The 19,434-nt window shown below is 74.9% G+C and carries 1 protein-coding gene; it reads right to left on the bottom strand.

The window, feature by feature from the left end; all coding sequences use genetic code 11:
• Positions 1-8: 8 nt before the first annotated feature.
• Entirely contained in the window at positions 9-19,205 is a 19,197-nt protein-coding gene (locus tag ACH4UM_RS25910; protein ID WP_398183807.1) for a non-ribosomal peptide synthase/polyketide synthase, read from the bottom strand.
• Between the last annotated feature and the right edge of the window lie 229 nt (positions 19,206-19,434).

Below are 19,434 nucleotides of genomic sequence, written 5' to 3'. Positions count from 1 at the left end.
TCGGGTCCTCACCGTTCGTCGTGGTCGCTGTCGCCGTTTACGGCCTCTTCGAGTTCGCTGAGCACCTGCTCCTCCACCAGGTCCGCCAGGGCGGCGACGGTGCGGGAGACCAGGACGTCGCGGGGCGTGAGCGTCACGCCGAAGGCGTCGTTGGCGCGCGAGGCGATCAGCAGGGCGCGCACCGAGTCGCCGCCCAGCAGGAAGTAGTCGTCCTCCGCACCCACCGCCGTCGTCAGCGCGTCCTCCCAGATGGCCGCCAGGGCCTCCTCGGTGGGGGTGCGGGGAGCCACGTGACCGCCGCGCTCCTCCCCGGCCGGCGCCGGGGCCGGGGCAGGCAGGGCGGCCCGGTCGGTCTTGCCGTTCCCGGTGAGCGGGAAGCGGTCGAGCACCACGATGGCCGAGGGCACCATGTGGCCGGGCAGGGTACGGGCGGCCAGCGCCCGCAACTCCACGGCGGTGGGGGGCTCGGCACCGGGTGCGGCGAGCACATGGGCGACCAGGCGCGGCAGGCTCGGCTCGTCCTCCCGTACGCTCACCACGGCGTCCAGGACGGCCGGGTGACGCGCCAGGGTGTTCTCCACCTCGCCGGCCTCGATCCGGTGGCCGCGCAGTTTGAGCTGGTGGTCGGTGCGGCCGAGGTAGTGCAGTTCCCCGTGTGCGTCACGCCGTACGAGGTCGCCGGTGCGGTACATGCGGGTGCCCGGCGGTCCGAACGGGTCGGCGGTGAAGCGGGACGCCGTCAGCCCCGGACGGTTCAGGTAGCCGCGCGCCAACGCGGGCCCGGCGAGCCACAGTTCGCCCGGTACACCGTCGGGGACGGGCCGCAGCCGCCGGTCGAGGACATAGGCGCCGGTGGCGGGCAGGGGGCGGCCGATCGGCGGCGCGGCACCGTCCGGCCGCAGCGGCCCGGACCAGGTGGCGACGACGGTGGCCTCGGTGGGCCCGTAGGAGTTGACCATACGGTGGTACGGGGCCCAGCGGGCGACGAGTTCGGCGCCACACGTGTCGGCGCCGACCACCAGGGTCATGAGGTCCGGCAGGCTGCCGGGGGCGTCGGGCGGCAGGGTGGCCAGCGCGGCGGGCGGCAGCAGGGTGTGGGTGATGCGCTCCCCGCGCAGGACGCCGGCGAGTTCCGCGCCGAGCAGCGGCCCGGGCCCGGGGACGACGAGGCGGGCACCGTGCGGCAGCGACATGCACAGTTCCAGCACGGAGGCGTCGAAGCTGGGTGTGGCGAACGCCAGTACCCGGTCCCCGGGGCCGACCTGGTAGTGCTCGCCCTCCGCGGCGGAGAAGTCCGCCAGCCCGCGGTGGGTGACGACCACCCCCTTGGGGGTGCCGGTGGAGCCCGACGTGTAGATGACGTACGCCGGGTCGTCCAGGTGGAGCTGGCGGCTCCGGTCGCTGTCGGTGGGGCGGTGGCAGGGGGCGCCGTCGGGCGGCAGGGCGAGCAGGCCGGCGACCTCCCTGGTGTCCAGGGTGAGGGCGGGCGCCGCGTCGCGCAGCATCAACGCGACCCGTTCGTCCGGCTGGGCGGGGTCGACGGGCAGGAACGCGGCGCCCGCCTTGGTGACCGCCAGCTGGGCGAGCACCATGTCCGCCGAGCGCGGCAGCAGGAGGGCGACGATGTCGCCGGGTCCGGCGCCTCGCGCGATCAGGTGGTGGGCCAGGCGGTTGGCGCGTGCCTCGACCTCGGCGAAGGTCAGCAGCAGATCCGGTGCGCCCAGCGCCGGTGCCGTCGGCGTGCGGTCCACCGCGGCCTCGACCAGCGCCGCCAGGGTGGCCGCCCCGACCGGCCCGCGCTGCGGCCGGGCGGGTCCGCGCAGCAGCCGGTCGCGCGCCTTCGGCGGCAGTACGTCCACCTGGTCCAGCCGGGTGGTGGCGTCCGGGTCGGCGAGGGCGACCAGGGTGTGCAGCAACTGGCCGGCCAGGGAGTTCGCCGTCGTCCGGTCGAAGTACCGCGGGTCGTAGCCGAGTTCGACACCGAGCCGGTCGCCGGGCGAGATCACCACGGTGAGCGGATAGTTGGTTGCCTCCCTCGCGTCCAGGTCCCGCACCCGCAGGCCGTGCGCACCGGCCGTCGCGTCGCCCACCGGGTAGTTCTCGAAGACCAGCAGGCTGTCGAACAGCGGTGTTCCGGCGGGCAGTTGGCTCAGGCCTTGCACCTGCGACAACGGCATGTGGTCGAAGCGGCGGTCCTCGGCCCGTGCCTGCTGCATCCCGCGCAGCCAGGCGTCGCACCGGGCACCGCCGTCGACGGCGACCCGCGCGGGCAGGGTGGTGATGAACAGACCGGTGATGGTGTCGGCGCCCGGCAGGTCGGAGGGCCGCCCGGAGACGGTGGTGCCGAAGCACACCTCCTTCTCACCGCTCCAGCGCGACAGCAGCAGCGCCCACGCGCCCTGCGCCAGGGTGCTGAGGGTCAGGCGGTGCCGGCGGGCGAAGTCGAGCAGCCGGGCCGTCGCGGCCTCGTCGAGCCGTTGCGACAGCCAGGTGCCGGAGCGGGCGGCTGCCCCCTGGGCGGGCCTGCGGTCGTAGGGCAGTGGGGTCGGGGCGGTCAGGCCCGCCAGCGCCGCCCTCCAGTGGCCGGCCGCCCGGCCCGGGTCTCGGACGGCGAGCCAGGCGGCGTAGTCCGCGAACGGCCGGCGGTCGGGCAGACGCGGCTCCTCGCCCCGGGTCAGGGCCGCGTGGGCGGCCAGCACGTCGGACAGGACGTGGAACACGCTCCAGCCGTCCAGGAGTACATGGTGGAAGGTCCACACCACCCGCACCTGGTCCGGGCCGAGCCGGACCAGGACGACGCGGAGCAGCGGGGCGCGGTCCAGGGCCAGGCCGCGGGCCCGCTCCTCGCCGAGCAGCCGCTCCAGTTCCGCCTCGCGCCGCTCGGGAGTCAGGGCGCTCCAGTCGTGTTCCGCGACCGGCAGGACGGCACCGCGGTGCACCACCTGCAGCGGTCGGGGCACGTCGTCCAGCGCGAGCGCGGTGCGCAGGACGGGGGTGCGGTCGACCACGTGCTGCCAGGCGGAGGCCAGCAGGCGCACGTCGCGCACCCCGTCGACCACGAACGTGATCTGCTCGACGTACAGGCCCTGGCCGGGCTCGTCCATCCCGTGCACGACCATGCCCGTCTGGGTGGGGGTGAGCGGATAGACGTCCGCCACGTCCCGTCCGGTGCCCACCAGACGGTCGACGCCCGCCTGGTCGAGCCGGGCCAGCGGGAAGTCCGAGGGGGTACGGCCGCCCGCCCCGGGCTCGGCGCAGTGCCGCACCAGGGCGCGCAGTTCCCCGGCCATCCCGGCGGCCAGCCGCGCCACGGTGTCTCGCCGGTGCACCTGACGGGAGTACGACCAGGTGAACTCCAGTCGCCCGTCCGTCACCTGCCCGAGCACGTCGATGAGGTACGGGCGGTCGGCGGCGGGGTCCATGCCGCCGGTGAGTCCGCCGTGCGGCGCGTGCAGCAGCCCGCCCGGGGAGGTGCCGCGGTCCTGCTGTCCCAGGTGGTTGAAGGCGATCTGCGGCAGCGCCGGCAGACCGGGTCCGGCCGTGGGGTGCAGGTGGCGCAGGGCACCGTGGCCCAGTCCGCCGCGCGGCACGGCCCGCAGGCACTCCTTCACGGACTTCAGCGCGGCCCCGGTGCCGGCCTCCCGCGGTACCCCCAGCGCCACCGGGAACATCGTGGTGAACCAGCCGACCGTGCGGGCGAGGTCCACGTCGCCGAACAGCTCCTCGCGACCGTGGCCCTCCACCACCACCGCCACCCGGTCGCGTCCCGTCCAGGACGTCAGAACCCGGCCAAGCGCGTACAGCAGGACGTCGTTGACGCGGGTGCGGTAGACGTCGGGGACGTCCTGGAGCAGCCGGCGGGTGTCCTCGGCGTCGAGGACGGCCGTGACGGTCTCCTCGCTGGCGGCGGTGTTGGCGCCGTCGAGATCGGTCGGCAGGCCCGCGTCGGCGGCGGCACGCCAGTGGGCGAGTTCGTCGTCGAAGCCTCCGGCCGCGGTGTGGTCGGCGAGCCGCTGCGCCCAGGCGCGGAAGGAGGTGGTCTTCGGCCCGAGGTCCGCTTCGTCGCCGTGCCGCAGGGCCCGGTAGGCGGTCTCCAGGTCCTCCAGGAGGATGCGCCAGGACACCGCGTCGACGACCAGGTGGTGGGCGGCGAGCAGCAGCAGGGGGCGCCGGTCCGCCCCGAGGTGGCACAGCGCGGCCTTGAACAGGGGCCCGGCGGCCAGGTCGAAGCCCCCGCGCAGCCGGTCCGCCGCCTCGCGCAGCGCCGCGTCGGTGGCGCCGGGCGGGCCGGCGGGCAGGTGGTGGACCTCCAGGTGTGGTGCCGCGCCGGCGGCGGTGCCGTACTGGCGCCACTGTCCCCCGCCGGCCTGCTCGAACCTCGTGCGCAGCATGTCGTGCCGGCTCAGCAGCGCGCCCAGCGCGGCGCGCAGCACCGTCTCGTCGGTGTCCGCGGTCAGCTCGAAGGCGACCGCCTGGGTGAAGTGCGCGGGGTCGCCGGCGGTGCCGTCGAGCAGCCAGTGCTGCACGGGGGTGAGCGGTACGTCGCCCACCACCGGGCCCTGTTCGGCCGTGACCGCCGGGGCCGGCATCTCCTCGGCCGCAGCGGCGAGTTCGGCGACGGTCTGGTGCGTGAAGAGGTGCCGGGGCGTCAGGGCGAGGCCCGAGCGGCGCGCCGCGGAGACGATCTGGATGCCGAGGATCGAGTCGCCGCCGAGCGCGAAGTAGTTGTCCTGCGCGCCGACCTCGGGCACGCCCAGCACCTGGGACCAGATGGCGGCGAGCGTCTTCTCCGCGCCGCTGCGCGGGACACGGTCGCCGTCGGCGGCCGGCGCGGTCCACACCGGGGCGGGCAGGGCCCGCCGGTCCAGCTTGCCGGTGGCCCCCAGGGGCAGCCGGTCCAGCGGCACCACGAGCGCCGGGACGAGGTGGTCGGGGAGGGTCCGCGCGAGGTAGGCGCGCAGTTCGGCGGGGTCCGGGAGCCTGGTGCCCTGGGGCACGGCGTAGCCGACGAGACGCCGGTGGCCGTCGTGCTCCACGACGCGGGCGGCGGCCTCCGACACCTGCGGGTGCCGGACGAGGGCGGCCTCCACCTCGCCGAGTTCGATGCGGAAGCCGCGCACCTTGACCTGGTCGTCGCCGCGGCCGAGGTAGACGAGGTCTCCCGCGGCCGTCCAGCGCACCAGGTCGCCGGTGCGGTACATGCGGCCGCCGGGCGGCCCGAACGGGTCGGGCAGGAACCGTGAGGCGGTCAGTCCGGGCCGGCCCAGGTAGCCGCGTGCCACGCCGGTGCCGGCGAGGTACAGCTCACCGGGCGCGCCGGCCGGCACCGGCCGCAGCCGCTCGTCCAGGACGTAGGCGCGGGCGCCGCCGGCCGGCCTGCCGATGGGCGGGTCGCGGTCGGGGTCCGCCGGGTCGCAGGCGAAGGCGGTGGCGTAGACGGTGGCCTCGGTCGGGCCGTAGATGTTCATCACCCGGCAACCGGGCACCGCGGCCCGTACCTGGCGGACGGTGCGGGCAGGCAGCCCTTCGCCGGCCAGGACCACGGTGTCCGCGGTGACGTGGACGGTGTCCTCCGCCAGCAGCCGGCCCAGCGCGGAGGGGACCGCGCTGAGCAGTCCGGCGCGCCACGGCCCGGGGCGTTCGGCGAGCGCCAGCAGGTCGCGGACGAGTTCCACGCATCCGCCGGACAGCAGCGGCGAGAAGATCTCGAAGACGGAGACGTCGAAGTTGAGCGAGGTGGAGGCCACCACGTGGGCCAGGCCGCGGCCGGTGAACTCGGCGGCGGCCCACTCGGTCAGCGCGACCACGGACGCGTGCGCGACGACGACGCCCTTGGGCCGGCCCGTCGAGCCGGAGGTGTGGATCACGTAGGCGGGATGGTCCGGCAGCAGCGCACCGTGGCGTTCGTCGTCGCCAATGTCCTCGGCACCGGCGGCGGCCAGACGTTCGGCGCACGCGGGGTCGTCGAGCACGATCCTGGTGAACGCGCCCCCGGGCAGCCGGGCCGACGTCTGCGCACAGGTGACCACCGCGTCGGGCCGGACGTCGTCGAACAGGAACGCGATGCGCTCGGCCGGGTGTCCGGGGTCGACCGGAAGGTAGGCGGCGCCGGTCTTCAGGACCGCCAGGAGCGCCACGATCAGGTCGGCGGTGCGCGGCAGCGCCAGCGCGACAAAGCGCTCGGGCCCGGCACCGGCCGCCAGCAGCAGCCGGGCCAGCCGGTTGGCACGCTCGTTGAGCTGCTCGTAGGTGAGCCGCTGTGCCCCGGCCAGCACGGCCGGCGCGGCGGGGGTGCGCAGCACCTGCTCCTGGAACACCTCGGGCAGGGTGCGACGCGGGGCCGGTGTCACCGGGCCGCCGAACCGGTCCAGGAGGCGGCGGCCCTCCGCCTGGTCCGCCAGCGGCAGCTCCGCCGGCGTGCGGTCCGGGTCGGTGGCCATGCCTGCCAGCAGCGTCCTGAGGCCACGGGCGAGCCCTTCCACCGTCGCGGTGTCGAAGGCCGCCGGGTCGTAGTCGAGGGAGACCGACAGGGTGTCACCGGGTGCGACCACCACACTGAGCGGGTAGTTCGTCGGCTCCAGATCGCGTTCCGGTTCCACGGTCAGGCCGTGCCGGGCCACCGCGCCCTCGTCGAACGGGTAGTTCTCGAAGACGACGATGCTGTCGAACAGGTTCGTCCCGCCCGGCACCTCGCTCCAGGCCCGCAGCTGGGCCAGGGAGACGAAGTCGTGGCGCCGCGCCTCCGACTGGGCGGCCTGCAGCTCGCCCAGCCACTCCAGCAGGGGACGCCCGCCGTCGATCCGGGCCCGCGTGGGAAGCGTGTTGATGAACAGGCCGACCATCGAGGTGACACCCGCCAGTTCGGCCGGGCGCCCGGAGACGGTCGTGCCGAACACCACGTCGGTGCCACCGCCGTAGCGGGACAGCAACAGCGCCCAGGCGCCCTGGAGGACGGTGTTGACAGTCAGTCCCGCCCGCTGCGCGGTTTCCCGAAGCCGCGCCGACAGGCCGGCGTCGAGGGTCACCCGCACCGAACCGGAGGAGGAGGTGCGGTGCGCCTCGGCGGGCCGCCGGTCCAGTGGCAACTCGGTGGGCGCGGAGAACCCGGACAGGGTGGCGCGCCAGTACCGCTCCGCCTGCGCCGCGTCCTGTCCGGCGAGCCAGCGCAGATAGTCGCCGAACGGGGCACGCTCCGGGACCTGCGGGCTGCGCCCTGCGGTCAGGGCCGCGTACCGCTCGCACACCTCCTCGAAGACCTGGGCCGCGCTCCAGCCGTCCAGGAGGACGTGGTGGAAGGTCCACACCATCCGCACCCGGTCGGACGAGAGCCGGATCAGCATCAGCCGCATCAGCGGAGCGGCGGCCAGGTCGACGCCCGCCCGGCGGTCCTCCGCGAGGAGGCGGGCGAGTTCCCGCTCGCACCGGTCGGCCGCCCAACCGGACCAGTCGTGGTGGCCGACCGGCACCGTGGCCCGGTGCTGCACCACCTGGAGCGGTTCGGCGGTCTCCTGCCACACCAGCCGGGTGCGCAGCACGGGATGGGCGTCCGCGGTGCGCTGCCACGCCTCGGCGAGCAGGCGCGGGTCGGTGACGCCTGACAGCACCAGCTGCACCTGGTTGACGTAGGTGCGGCCGTCGGGGTCCATCAGGCTGTGGAACAGCATTCCCGCCTGCATCGGCGTCAGCGGGTACACGTCCTCCACCGCGCGCCCGTCCCCCACCACGCGGTCGACGGCCGCCTGGTCCAGGCGGGCCAGCGGGAAGTCCGAGGGCGTACGGCCGCCGGCGTCCCGGCGGGCGCAGTGGGCGACGATGTCCTCCAGCGCCCGCAGCATGCCCTCGGCCAGGCCGGCCACGGTCCGCTCACGGTGCCGGCCGCCGCTGTAGTGCCAGGTGATCTCCAGGCGGCCGTCCTCGACGCGGGCCACCACGTCGAGCAGGTGCCGCCGCTCCGCCTCGGGCGCCTCGGCGCCGTCGAGGCCGCCGGGTACGGCCCGGACCAGTGCGCCTTTGTCGGCCGACCAGTCGAACCTTCCCAGGTAGTTGAAGCCGATGCCCGCGCTCGGGGCCTGGGCGAGCCCTTCGTCCCGTGCGAGGTGACGCAGGGCTCCATGGCCCAGTCCCCGGCCCGGCACGGACCGCAGTTGTTCCTTCACGGCCTTCAGAGCGGCGCCCCAGTCTCCGTCCGGGACGTCGAGGGCCACGGGGTACAGGGTGGTGAACCAGCCGACCGTGCGGGAGAGGTCGACGTCGTCGAACAGGTGGTCCTCGCGCCCGTGCCCCTCCAGTCCGACGGCCACGGTGCGCCGTCCGGTCCAGTCGGCGAGCACCCGGCCGAGGGCGGTCAGCAGGACGTCGTCGATGCGGGTGCGGTAGACGCCGGGCACCATGCGCAGCAGATCGCCCGTGCGCCGCCGGTCCAGACGGACCGTCACCGCCCGCTCGTCCGCGGTGGTGTTGGCGCCGTCGCCGTCCACGGGCAGCGGTTCCGCGCAGTGCCGGGCCACCGACTCCCAGTGCGCGCGCTGGTCCGCGAACCCGCCGTCACGCGTGTGGGCGTGCAGCCGCCGCGCCCACTCCTGGACGGAGGTGGTGCGGGCCGGCAGGCGCACCCGCCGGCCGAGCAGCGCCTGCCGGTAGGCGCTCTCCAGGTCCTCCAGCAGGATGCGCCAGGACACGCCGTCGACCACCAGGTGGTGCACGGCCAGCAGCAGCCGCGCCGGCCGGGCGTCGGTGGCGGTGGCGGTGGCGGTGAACAGCCGCGCGGTGAGCAGCGGCCCGACGTCCAGCCGGAAGCCGGCATGCGCCTCGGCGGTGACGCGGGCCTCGGTCGCCTCGGCCGCCTCCGCGTCCAGGCCGGTCAGGTCGCACACCTGGAGCAGCGCGGGGGCCGCGGCCGGGTCGGGGAAGTCGCAGTACTGGCGCCAGGATCCGTCGTCCTGGACGGCGAAACGGGACCGCAGGGCGTCGTGGTGCTCGAGCAGCGCCGTCAGGGCGCGGCGCAGGGCGTCCGGGTCGGGCGCGTCCGCCGTCTCGACGACCAGGGACTGGTTGAAGAACTCCGGCCGGTGCGGCCGGGCGTCCAGGAACCAGTGCTGGACGGGGGTCAGGTCGACCTCCCCGCGTACCGGCTCGGTGCCGGCGACGGCCACGGCGGTGCCGGTGGCTGCGGCGAGGGCGGCGACGGTGGGATGCCGGAACAGGTCGCGCGGGGTGAGCGCGAGCCCTGCCGCGCGGGCCCGGGAGACGACCTGGATGCTGAGGATCGAGTCGCCGCCCAGCATGAAGAAGTTGTCGTCGGCGCCGACGCGCTCCACTCCCAGCAGCTCCGCCCAGATGCCGGCGAGGACGCGCTCGGCGTCGGTGCGCGGTGCCCGGTAGGCGCTGTCACCGGTCGCCGACCAGTCGGGGGCGGGCAGCCGGCGCCGGTCCACCTTGCCGTTGGGCGTCAGCGGAAGTTCCGGCACCGTGACGAATGCCGCGGGCAGCATGTAGTCGGGCAGGTCCGCGGCCAGATGGGCGCGCAGCGCGGTGGCGGACGGTGGGCCGGAGACGGCAGACGCGGTCACCAGGTGGGCGGCCAGGCGCTTGCGGCCGCCGTGCTCGTACACCGATACGACCGCCTCGGCGACGTCCGGGTGAGCGGTGAGCCGTGCCTCGATCTCGGCGGGCTCGATGCGGAAGCCGCGGATCTTGACCTGGTCGTCCGCGCGGCCCACGAAATGCAGTTCGCCGTCGGCGCTCCACCGCACGATGTCGCCGGTGCGGTACATCCGGCCGCCGGGCGGCCCGAACGGGTCGGCGAGGTAGCGCGCGGCGGTGGCTCCCGGCCGGCCCGGGTAGCCGCGGGCGACCCCGGCCCCCGCGATGTACAACTCGCCCGGAACGTCAGGGGGTTGTGGCTGGAGCGCGCCGTCCAGCACATACACGCGCGTGTTGTCCAGGGGGCGCCCGATGGGCAGGACCGCGGGCAGCCGATCGCCGGTGCGGAAGAGGCGCCGCGTGGCGAAGGTGGTGGTCTCGGTCGGTCCGTAGCCGTCGACGACGGTCAGGCCCGGACAGGCGTCGAGCACCCGGCGCACCACCGCGCCCGGCACGGCCTCGCCGCCCGTCCACACCTCGTGTGCGCCGTGCAGGCAGCTGGGATCCTCCTGGGCGAGCAGCCGGAACAGTCCCGCGGTCAGCCACAGGTGGCGCACGCCCCGATCGGTGACGGCACGGCGGACCACGGTGGCGTCCAGCTCGCCCGGCGGGGCCAGGACGGCGGTGCCGCCTCGCAGCAGGGGCACCCACACCTCGTAGGTGGCGGCGTCGAAGGCGTGCGGAGAGTGCACGAGGACCCGGTCGTGGCCGGTGAAGGCACGGTCCAGGGCGAGGGCTACGACGTCCCGCTGCCGCACCGCGACGCCCTTGGGGGTACCGGTGGAGCCGGACGTGAACATGAGGTAGTGGACGTTGTCGGGGTGCACTTCGGCGGCGGGCCGGGCCGGCGCCGGTTTCGGATGCGGTGCTGTGTCCGGATCCGTCACCTCGGAGCACGGGTGCCTTCCGGTGACCGGATCCGTCACCTCGGAGCACGGGTGCCTTCCGGTGACCGGATCCGTCACCTCGGAGCGCGGATGCCTTCCGGTGACCGGATCCGCCGGCCCGGGGGCGGCGGCGTCCGCGCCGTCCAGGCGCAGCACGCCGGGGCCGGGCAGCACGGTCCGGGCCGTCTCCTCCCACGTGGTGTCGGTGAGCAGCAGGTCCGCACCGGCCTCGGCCAGCATCCGGCGCAGCCGGTCGCACGGCGCCCTGCCGTCCAGGGGTACGCACACTCCGCCGGTACGGACCAGGGCAAGCTGCGCCACGATCAGCCGCACCGAGCGCTCCATCAGCACGCCCACCGCCCGTTCGGCCCGCACACCGAGTGCGGCCAGCCGGTGGGCCAGCGCCGCGGCACGGGCGTCCAGTTCGCGGTAGGTGATGCGCTCGTCGCCGGATTCCAGGGCGACGGCGTCGGGGGTGCGCGACACCTGGTCGGCGAAGAGGGCCGCCACCGTGGTCTCCGGAAGGCCGGTCGCCGTGTCGTTCCAGGCGCGCAGCACCTCCTCGCGCCGGTCCCCGGTGAGCAACGGCAGCCGGGCGGGCGGCCTTCCGGCACCTGTGGTCATCCCTTCCAGCAGTACGGTGAGGTACTCCGCCATGCGTTCCGCCGTGCCGGCGTCGAAGAGCTCCGGGTCGTATCCCAGGCGCAGGGCCAGCTCCGGTCCGGGGTAGGCCACCAGGCTGAGCGGGTAGTTGGTGGTCTCGATCCCGTCCAGGCCGCTCACCCGCAGACCGTGTGCGGCGGCCAGGCCGTCGTCGACCGGGTAGTTCTCGAAGACCACGATGCTGTCGAACAGCGTTACCCGGTCGGCCAGTTCGGTGAACGTCCGCATCCGGGTGAGCGGAACGTAGTCGAAGCGGCGGTCCTCGCTCTGCTCCTGCTGCACCCGGCGCAGCCAGTCGAGCAGGGTGCCGTCGGCCGGCACCGTCAGCCGGGTGGGCAGGGTGGTGATGAACAGGCCCGTCATCGCTTCGGCGCCGGGCAGTTCGGGCGGGCGTCCGGACACGGTGGTACCGAAGACCACCTCGCGCCTGCCCGCCTGACGGCTCACCAGGAGAGCCCATGCGCCCTGCACAAGGGTGTTGAGCGTCAGGCCCGACGTCCTGGCCAGTTCCTCCAGCCTCCGGGTGGAGCCGGCGGGCAGCGCGGCGCGCACCGCGTGCGTGGACTGCGCCCGGTGGGTCTCGCAGGGCTCACGGTCGTAGGGCAGCGGGGTGGGCTCGGTCAGGCCGGTGAGGCGGTTTCGCCAGTGCCGCTCGGCCTGCGTCCAGTCGCGCTCCTGCAACCAGGCCACGTAGTCCCTGAACGGCGGACGGTCGGGCAGAGCGTCCGATGCCCGTCCGCCCCCGGCTCCGGCCTGTCCGCGCAGCGCCGCATGGCGGGCGAACACGTCGGAGAGGACCTGGAACAGGCTCCAGCCGTCGAGGACGAGGTGGTGGAAGGACCACACGACACGTACGGCGTCATCGGAGAGCCGGGCGAGCACGAGGCGCTGGAGCGGCGCCCGCGCCAGGTCGATGCCGTCCGCGCGGTCCCGGTCCAGCAGTTCCCGCAGCCGCCGCTCGCGCTCGTCGTCCCGCAGCCCGCTCCAGTCCAGGTGGGTGACCGGCACGGTCGCGCGGCGCTGCACCACCAGCAGCGGCTCGGGCACGTCCTGCCACAGGACACGGCTGCGCAGCACGGGGGTGCGGTCAGTCACGTGCTGCCAGGCGGCGGCCAGCGCGCCGGTGTCCGGTACACCGTCCAGGACGAACGTCAACTGCTGGAAGTAGACGCCGCGGTCGTCCTGGGACAGCCCGTGGAAGAGCATGCCGGACTGGGTGGGCGTCAGGGGATGGACGTCCTCCACCGCGCCCGGGTCGTCTCCCGCGATACGGTCCACGGTGACCTGGTCCAGCCGGGCGAGCGGGAAGTCCGACGGCGTGCGGCCGCCGGTGCCCGGCGCGGCGGCGTGCCGCGCGATGCCGGCCAGCGCCTCGGCGAACCGCTCGGCCAGGCCGGCGACGGTGGCCTCACGGTGCAGCCGCTCGGAGTAGAACCAGGTGAACTCCAGGGCCTCGCCGTCGAGTCGGCCGACGACCTCCAGGGCGTGCGGACGTGGCGCCTCCGGGTCGGCGTCCAGTTCCAGCGGACGGAAGGGGCCGCGGTACAGCCCGTCCGGCCCGTCCGGCCCGTCCGGCAGCGCCATCCGTCCCAGGTAGTTGAAGCCGATCTGCGCGGCCGCGGTGCGCGGCGCCGATCCGGTCCTGGACAGATGCCGCAGGACGTCGTGGCCCAGGCCGTGCCGGGGCACGGCGCGGAGCTGCTCCTTGACCTGCTTCAGGACGGTGTCCCAGTCCGCCTCCCCGGATACGGCAAGGGCCACGGGGTGGCGGGTGGTGAACCAGCCGACGGTGCGGCTGGTGTCCATGTCCGCGAAGAGCTCCTCGCGGCCGTGGCCCTCGACGTCCACCACCACCCGGTCCTGTCCGGTCCAGCCGCACAGGACCCGGCCGAGGGCGCTCAGCAGCACGTCGTTGACCCGCGTGCGGTAGGTCTCCGGCAGGGTGCGCAGCAGGGCGGAGGTGTCCTGTGGGGTCAGACGTACGGTCACCGAGCGGGCCGAGGCATAGGTGTTGGTGCCCTGGAGGTCGGTCGGGAGGACGGTGCGGGCATCCCCGGTGGCGCGCTGCCAGTACGCCACCTCGTCGTCGAAGCCGCCGTCGGCGGCGTGCGCGGTCAGCCGCCGGGCCCAGTGGCGCAGCGCCGACGACTTCGCCGGCAGCGCCGCCGCCCCGTCCCCGCCCTGACGGCGGGTGCGGTAGGCCAGGTCTAGGTCCTCCAGCAGCAGACGCCAGGAGACCCCGTCGACCACCAGGTGGTGCACGGCCAGATGCAGGACGCGGGGCCGGCCGGGTCCGCGGTCGTGCAGCACGGCCCGCAGCAGCGGTCCGTGGTCCAGTTCGAAGGGGCCGTGGTGCGGTGTGTCGCGGTCCGGACCTGTGTGGCGGGCCAGGCGGAGGCGGGGCATCCGGTCGTCGATGTGCCACCGCACACCACTCACACCGCTCGCACCACTCACACCGCTCGCACCACTCGCACCGCTCACACCGGCGCCGTCGGCGTCCGGTCCGCTCCGGGCGCTGTCGTCGGGCGCGGTGCCTTCGCCGGTCGCGGTGCCTTCGCCGGTGCCGGTGCCTTCGCCGGTGCCGGTGCCTTCGCCGGTGCCGGTGCCTTCGCCCGTGCCCGTGGGTTCGCCCGTGCCGGTGTCCGGGTGGGCGGCGGAGGCGGCCGGCGCGGTGCCGCCGACGGGTACGGCGTGGTCGGGGTCCCCGGCGAGGAACCGGGACCGCAGTGCGTCGTGGTGGGCGACCACGTCGTTCAGCGCGTCCTCCAGCGCCGCCTCGTCCAGGTCGTCCGGTACCTGGACGGACAGTGTCTGGGCGTAGTGCCCGGCCCGCTGTCCGGCGTGCTCGAACAGCCAGTGCTGGATGGGCGTCAGCGGGGTGTGCCCGGTGGCCTGTTCCACCGCCGGGGTGGCCGCCTGCACGCTCCCGGCCGCGTCCGCGCACCGGGCCAGAGCGGCGACCGTCTGGTGCCGGTAGACGTCGCGGGAGGTCAGGGCGAGACCGGCGCGCCGCGCCTGGGCCACCACCTGGATGCTCAGGATGGAGTCGCCACCCAGCTCGAAGAAGTTGTCGTCCGCCCCGACCCGCTCCATGCGCAGGACGTCCGCCCAGATGGCGGCCAGGGTGAGCTCGGTCGGAGTGCGCGGCGCCACGTGGCGGACGGCGGACACCGCCGGACCCGGCTCCGGGAGCCGGCCGCGGTCGAGCTTTCCGTTGGGGTTGAGCGGCAGGGCGCTCAGCACGACGACGGTGGAGGGGACCATGTAGTCGGGGAGTGTGCGCCCCAATGCCCGGCGGACCGCCTCGGACTCGACCTGTTCTCCGGGGGCGGGGACGACATAGCCGACCAGACGCCTGTGTCCGTCGCTCTCGGAGGCGGTGACCGCCGCTTCCGACACACCCTCGCTACGGCGCAACGCCTCCTCGACCTCGCCCAGTTCGATCCGGAAGCCGCGGACCTTGACCTGCCGGTCAATGCGGCCGAGGTACTCCAGCTCACCGTCGGCGGACCACCGCACCAGGTCCCCGGTGCGGTACATGCGGTCCCCCGGCGCACCGAAGGGGTCGGCGACGAACCGTGCGGCGGTCAGGCCGGGCCGGTGCAGGTAGCCGCGCGCGAGGCCACCGCCGCCCAGGTACAACTCCCCCGTCACGCCCGGAGGTTGCGGACGCAGCAGGCGGTCCAGTACGTAGGCCCGGGTGCGGGCGAGCGGCCTGCCGATGGGCGGGGCCTGGCCAGGTGGCGTGTCGCCCGCGAACCAGGCGGTGGCGTAGACGGTGGCCTCGGTGGGGCCGTAGATGTTGGCGACCTCGCAGGCGGGCATGGTCTCGCGCAGGTCGCGCACGGTCTGCGCGGACAGCGCCTCACCGGCCAGCACGACCGTCTCCGCCTCCACCGCGGCGCCGCCCGCGGTGATCACGCGGGACACCACTGACGGCACGCCGCTGACGAGCCCGGCCCGTCGCGGGCCCGGCGCGTCGGTGAGAGCCGGCAGGTCGGCCACCACCTCGACGCTGCCGCCGGCCAGCAAGGGGCACAGCAACTCGAAGACCGAGACGTCGAAGTTGAGTGAGGTGGAGGCCACGACGTGCGCCAGCCGACGAGGCCCGAACCGCTCCCCTGCCCAGGCCGCCAGCGCCGCGACGCTGCGGTGGGTGACCACTACGCCCTTGGGCCGTCCGGTGGACCCCGAGGTGTAGATGGCGTAGGCGGGATGGTCGGGGTCCAGCGGCCGGAGCCGGTCGGCGTCGGTCAGGTCGGCGTCGGTCAGGCCGGTGCCGGTCAGGCCGGGTTCGTTGAGGTCGATGTCGGTGAGATCGGCGGTGGCGCACGTCTCGTCCCCATCGTGCGACTTGTCCGCGCCGTCCGCGCCGTCCGCGCCGTCCGCGCCGTCCGCGCCGTCCGCGCCGTCCGCGTGATCCTCCAGGATCAGCGGGTCGCAGCCCTCGGGCAGCACCTGGGCGGTCTGCCGGGTCGCAAGGACCAGCGCGGGAGAGGCGTCGGCGAGCATGAAACGCACGCGCTCCGCGGGATAGCCGGGATCGACCGGCAGATACCCGGCGCCCGACTTCAGCACCGCCCACAGCACCGGCACGAGGTCGACGGAGCGCGGCAGGCACAGCGCCACCAGCGTCTCGGGGCCGGCGCCGCGGGTCACCAGCAGCCGGGCGAGGCGGTTGGCGCGCCGGTTCACCCCGGCGTAGTCCAGCCGTTCGGCACCGCAGACCACGGCGGTCCGGTCCGGAGTCCTGGCCACCTGGGCCTCGAACAGCGCCGGGAGCGTGGCGTCGCCGCCGTCGCGTACCGCGTCCGCAGGCGGGTTCCAGGAGTCGATCAGTGTGCGCTGCTCGTCCTCCGACAGCATCTGCAGCTCGCCCAGGGTCCGCTGCGGGCCGTCCGCCATGCCTTCCAGGAGGCGGTGCAGATGAAGGCTCATCCGGGCCACGGTGCGAGCCTGGAACAGGTCCGTGTTGTACTCGACCGTCAGGTCGCAACCGCCCTCGGCGCGCGGCGTGAACTCCAGCACCAGGTCGAAGCGGGCGGCCGGGCGGGGCAGGGGATGCTCCTCGAAGCGCAGCCCGCCGGCCCGCGCCGGGTCCGCCGCGGCCGTCTGCTGGACGACGAGTGCCTGCACCAGCGGCGTCCGGCTGGGGTCGCGGGGCGGCGCCAGCTCCTCGACCACCCGGTCGAACGGCACCCCGTCGTGGGCGAAGGCGTCCAGCACGGTGGTGCGCATGCCCTCGACGAACCGGTCGACCGTCGCCGCGTCGTCCACCTCACCACGCAGCACCACGGTGTTGGCGAAGAAACCCGTCACGTCCTCCAGGTCCCGGCGGCCCCGCCCGTTGGTGACCGTGCCGAACGCCACGTCCCGCTGCCCGGAGTACCGGGAGAACAGCACGGCCGCCGCCCCGGCGAACAGGGTGAAGGCGGTCGTTCCGCGGCCTTTGGCCAGGTGCCGCAGCCGCGCCAGCAGATCCTCGGGGAGATGGTGGCGATGGGCGGCACCGGCGGTGGTGCGCACGGCGGGACGAGGCCGGTCCGTGGGAAGTTCCAGCTGCTGCAGTCCGGACAGGTGCCGCTTCCAGTACGCGAGGTCCGCCGCGTCGTCGTCCGCGGCGCGCTGCTGCTCCCATACGGCGAAGTCCGGGTACTGGACGGCCGGGGCGGGCAGGCAGTCGGGTTCCCCGCAGACCTCCGCACGGTAGAGGGCGGCCAGCTCGCGGGTCAGGACGCCCACCGACCAGCCGTCGGTCACGATGTGGTGCTGGGCGAGGAGCAGGACGTGCTCCTCGGCCGTGCAGTGGACGAGGAGCGCTCGGGTGAGCGGGCCCTCGGCCAGGTCGAAGGGACGGTTCAGCTCCTCCGTCAGCGCACGTTCGACCGCCTCGGCGTGTTCTCCGGCCGGCAGGTCAGCGAGGTCGGTGGTGCTCAGCGGTACACGGGGCACGGCACCGACCCGCTGCACGCCCTGACCGTCCACCGTGATGAACGTGGTCCGCAGGGAGGCGTGACGGGCGGCGAGACGGTGCAGGGCACGGTCCAGGGCGCCGGAGTCCAACTGCCCGCGCAGCCGCAGGGCGACGCCGGTGTTGTACTCGGTGCCGCCGACGCCGAGGTCGTCAAGGAACCACAACCGCCGCTGTGCGCTGGACAGCGGCAGGGGCCCCTCGCGCGGGGCCGGCGGGATCGGCTCGGGCGGGGCGGCGGCGGCCGGGTCCCGCAGCAGTGGGGCGAGGGCTGCTACGGTCCGCGCCGTGAAGACGTCGCGCACCGTCAGCCGGAAGCCCAGTTCGTCGCGGATCCGGGCCAGTGCGCGGACGGCGAGGATCGAGTCGCCGCCCAGATCGAAGAAGTCGTCCGTCACGCCGACGGCCTCGACCGCCAGTACGTCGGCCCAGATGGCGGCCAGGGCGCGCTCCCGCGGGGTGCGGGCCCCGACGTGAGCCGCGGCGGCCGTGCGGGCGGGTGCGGGCAGCGCACCGCGGTCGATCTTGTGCTGTGGTGTCAGGGGCAGCGCGTCCAGGACGACGAGGGCGGACGGGACCATGTGGGCGGGAAGGACGGCGGCGACCGCCGCCCGGAGCGCCGCGGGTTCCGGTTGCCGTGCGCGGTCGGTGGGCGTGACGTAGCCGACCAGCCGCTTTCCGCCCGGCTCGTCCTCGCGCACCACCACCACGGCCTCGTCGACGCAGTCTTGGCGGAGCAGGGCCGCCTCGACCTCCTCGGGCTCGATACGGAAGCCGCGGACCTTCACCTGGCGGTCCACCCGGCCGAGGAACTCCAGTTCCCCGGCCGCGGTCCAGCGCGCCCGGTCGCCGGTGCGGTAGAGCCGGCCGCCGGACGGCCCGAAGGGGTCGGCGACGAAGCGTGCGGCGGTCAGTCCCGGGCGGCCGAGGTAGCCGCGGGCCAGGCCGTCGCCGCCCACATGCAGCTCGCCGTCGGATCCGGGCGGTACCGGCCGCATGGCCGGATCGAGCACATGCACCCGTGTGCCGGGCAGCGCGGCCCCGATCGGCGGAGTTCCGGCGCCGGCCGACAGCGGGCCGGTCCAGGTGGCGACGATGGTGGCCTCGGTGGGGCCGTAGGAGTTGATCATGCGGCGGCCGGGGGCCCAGCGGTCGACGAGTGCGCCCGGGCAGGCCTCGGCCCCCACGATCAACGTGCGCAGCTGGGGAGTGCCGTCCCGCGCCGGGCCGGGAAGCGTGGCGAGTGCCGCCGGGGGGATGAGGGCGTGGGTGATCCGGTGCCCGTCGAGGACGGCGGCGAGTTCGTCGCCCAGCCAGGGGCCGTCCGGCGGTACGACCAGGGTGGCGCCGGACAGCACGGAGATGCACAGCTCCAGCACCGAGGCGTCGAAACTCGGCGAGGAGAACTGCAGGACGCGGTCGCCGGGACGGACGGCGTACTGCTCCACGGCGGCCGCGGTGAAGCCGCCGATGCCCCGGTGCGTGACCGTCACGCCCTTGGGGGTCCCGGTCGAGCCGGACGTGTAGATCACGTACGCGGCGTGGTCGGCGTCGACCGCCTCGACCCGGCGCGGGCCGGACTCGGGTCCGGCGTCCCGCGCCATGAGGTCGCCGACCTGGGCGAGGTCGTGGAGGATCACGGCGGGAGCGGCGTCCGTCAGCATGAGGGCGCGCCGCTCGGCGGGATAGCCGGGGTCGACGGGCAGGAAGGCGGCACCCGCCCGGGCCACGGCCAGCTGCGCGGCGACCAGTTCCATCGAGCGCGGCAGGACCAGCGCCACCGTCCGGTCGGGCCCGGCTCCGCGCCGCACGAGTTCGCCGGCCAGACGGTCGGCCCGTGCCGCCAGTTCCCGGTAGGACCAGGTCCGCAGGCCGTCCGTTATCGCGGGCGCCTGCGGTGTGCGGGCCACCCACGCGCCGAACAGCTCACCGAGCGGCGGATGCGCCGTGGTCCGGTGGCCGGCGCCGTCCGGGCGCGCCGTGTCGTCGGACTGCGGCACGGGGGACGCCGGCGTGGGCTTGTGGTGCAGGTCCGTCATGGTCAAGTCCTTCTGGGGGTGGGAACGATGCGGCGTGAGCGGCGGCGGCCCGGGGCGGCGGACAGCGCTCGAACCCACCGGCAGTGGTGCGGTGGGTCTTGCGGACGGGAAGCGGAGCCGTGGCTTCGGCCCGGCGGTGCCGGTGCCGGGCAGTGCCGGTGCCTCGGCGTCCGCCGGAGCGGACGGTGCCCGCGCGGCGGCTCCCGGTGGAGCAGGCAGTGCGCCCGGC

Source organism: Streptomyces sp. NPDC020801, from assembly GCF_044334385.1.
Taxonomy (GTDB): domain Bacteria; phylum Actinomycetota; class Actinomycetes; order Streptomycetales; family Streptomycetaceae; genus Streptomyces.
This window is presented reverse-complemented; position numbering and strand designations above follow the sequence as displayed.

Excerpts from the sequence above, each read along its gene's own strand:
- ACH4UM_RS25910 (WP_398183807.1), bottom strand. The coding sequence starts at position 19,205 with ATGACGGACCTGCACCACAAGCCCACGCCGGCGTCCCCCGTGCCGCAG.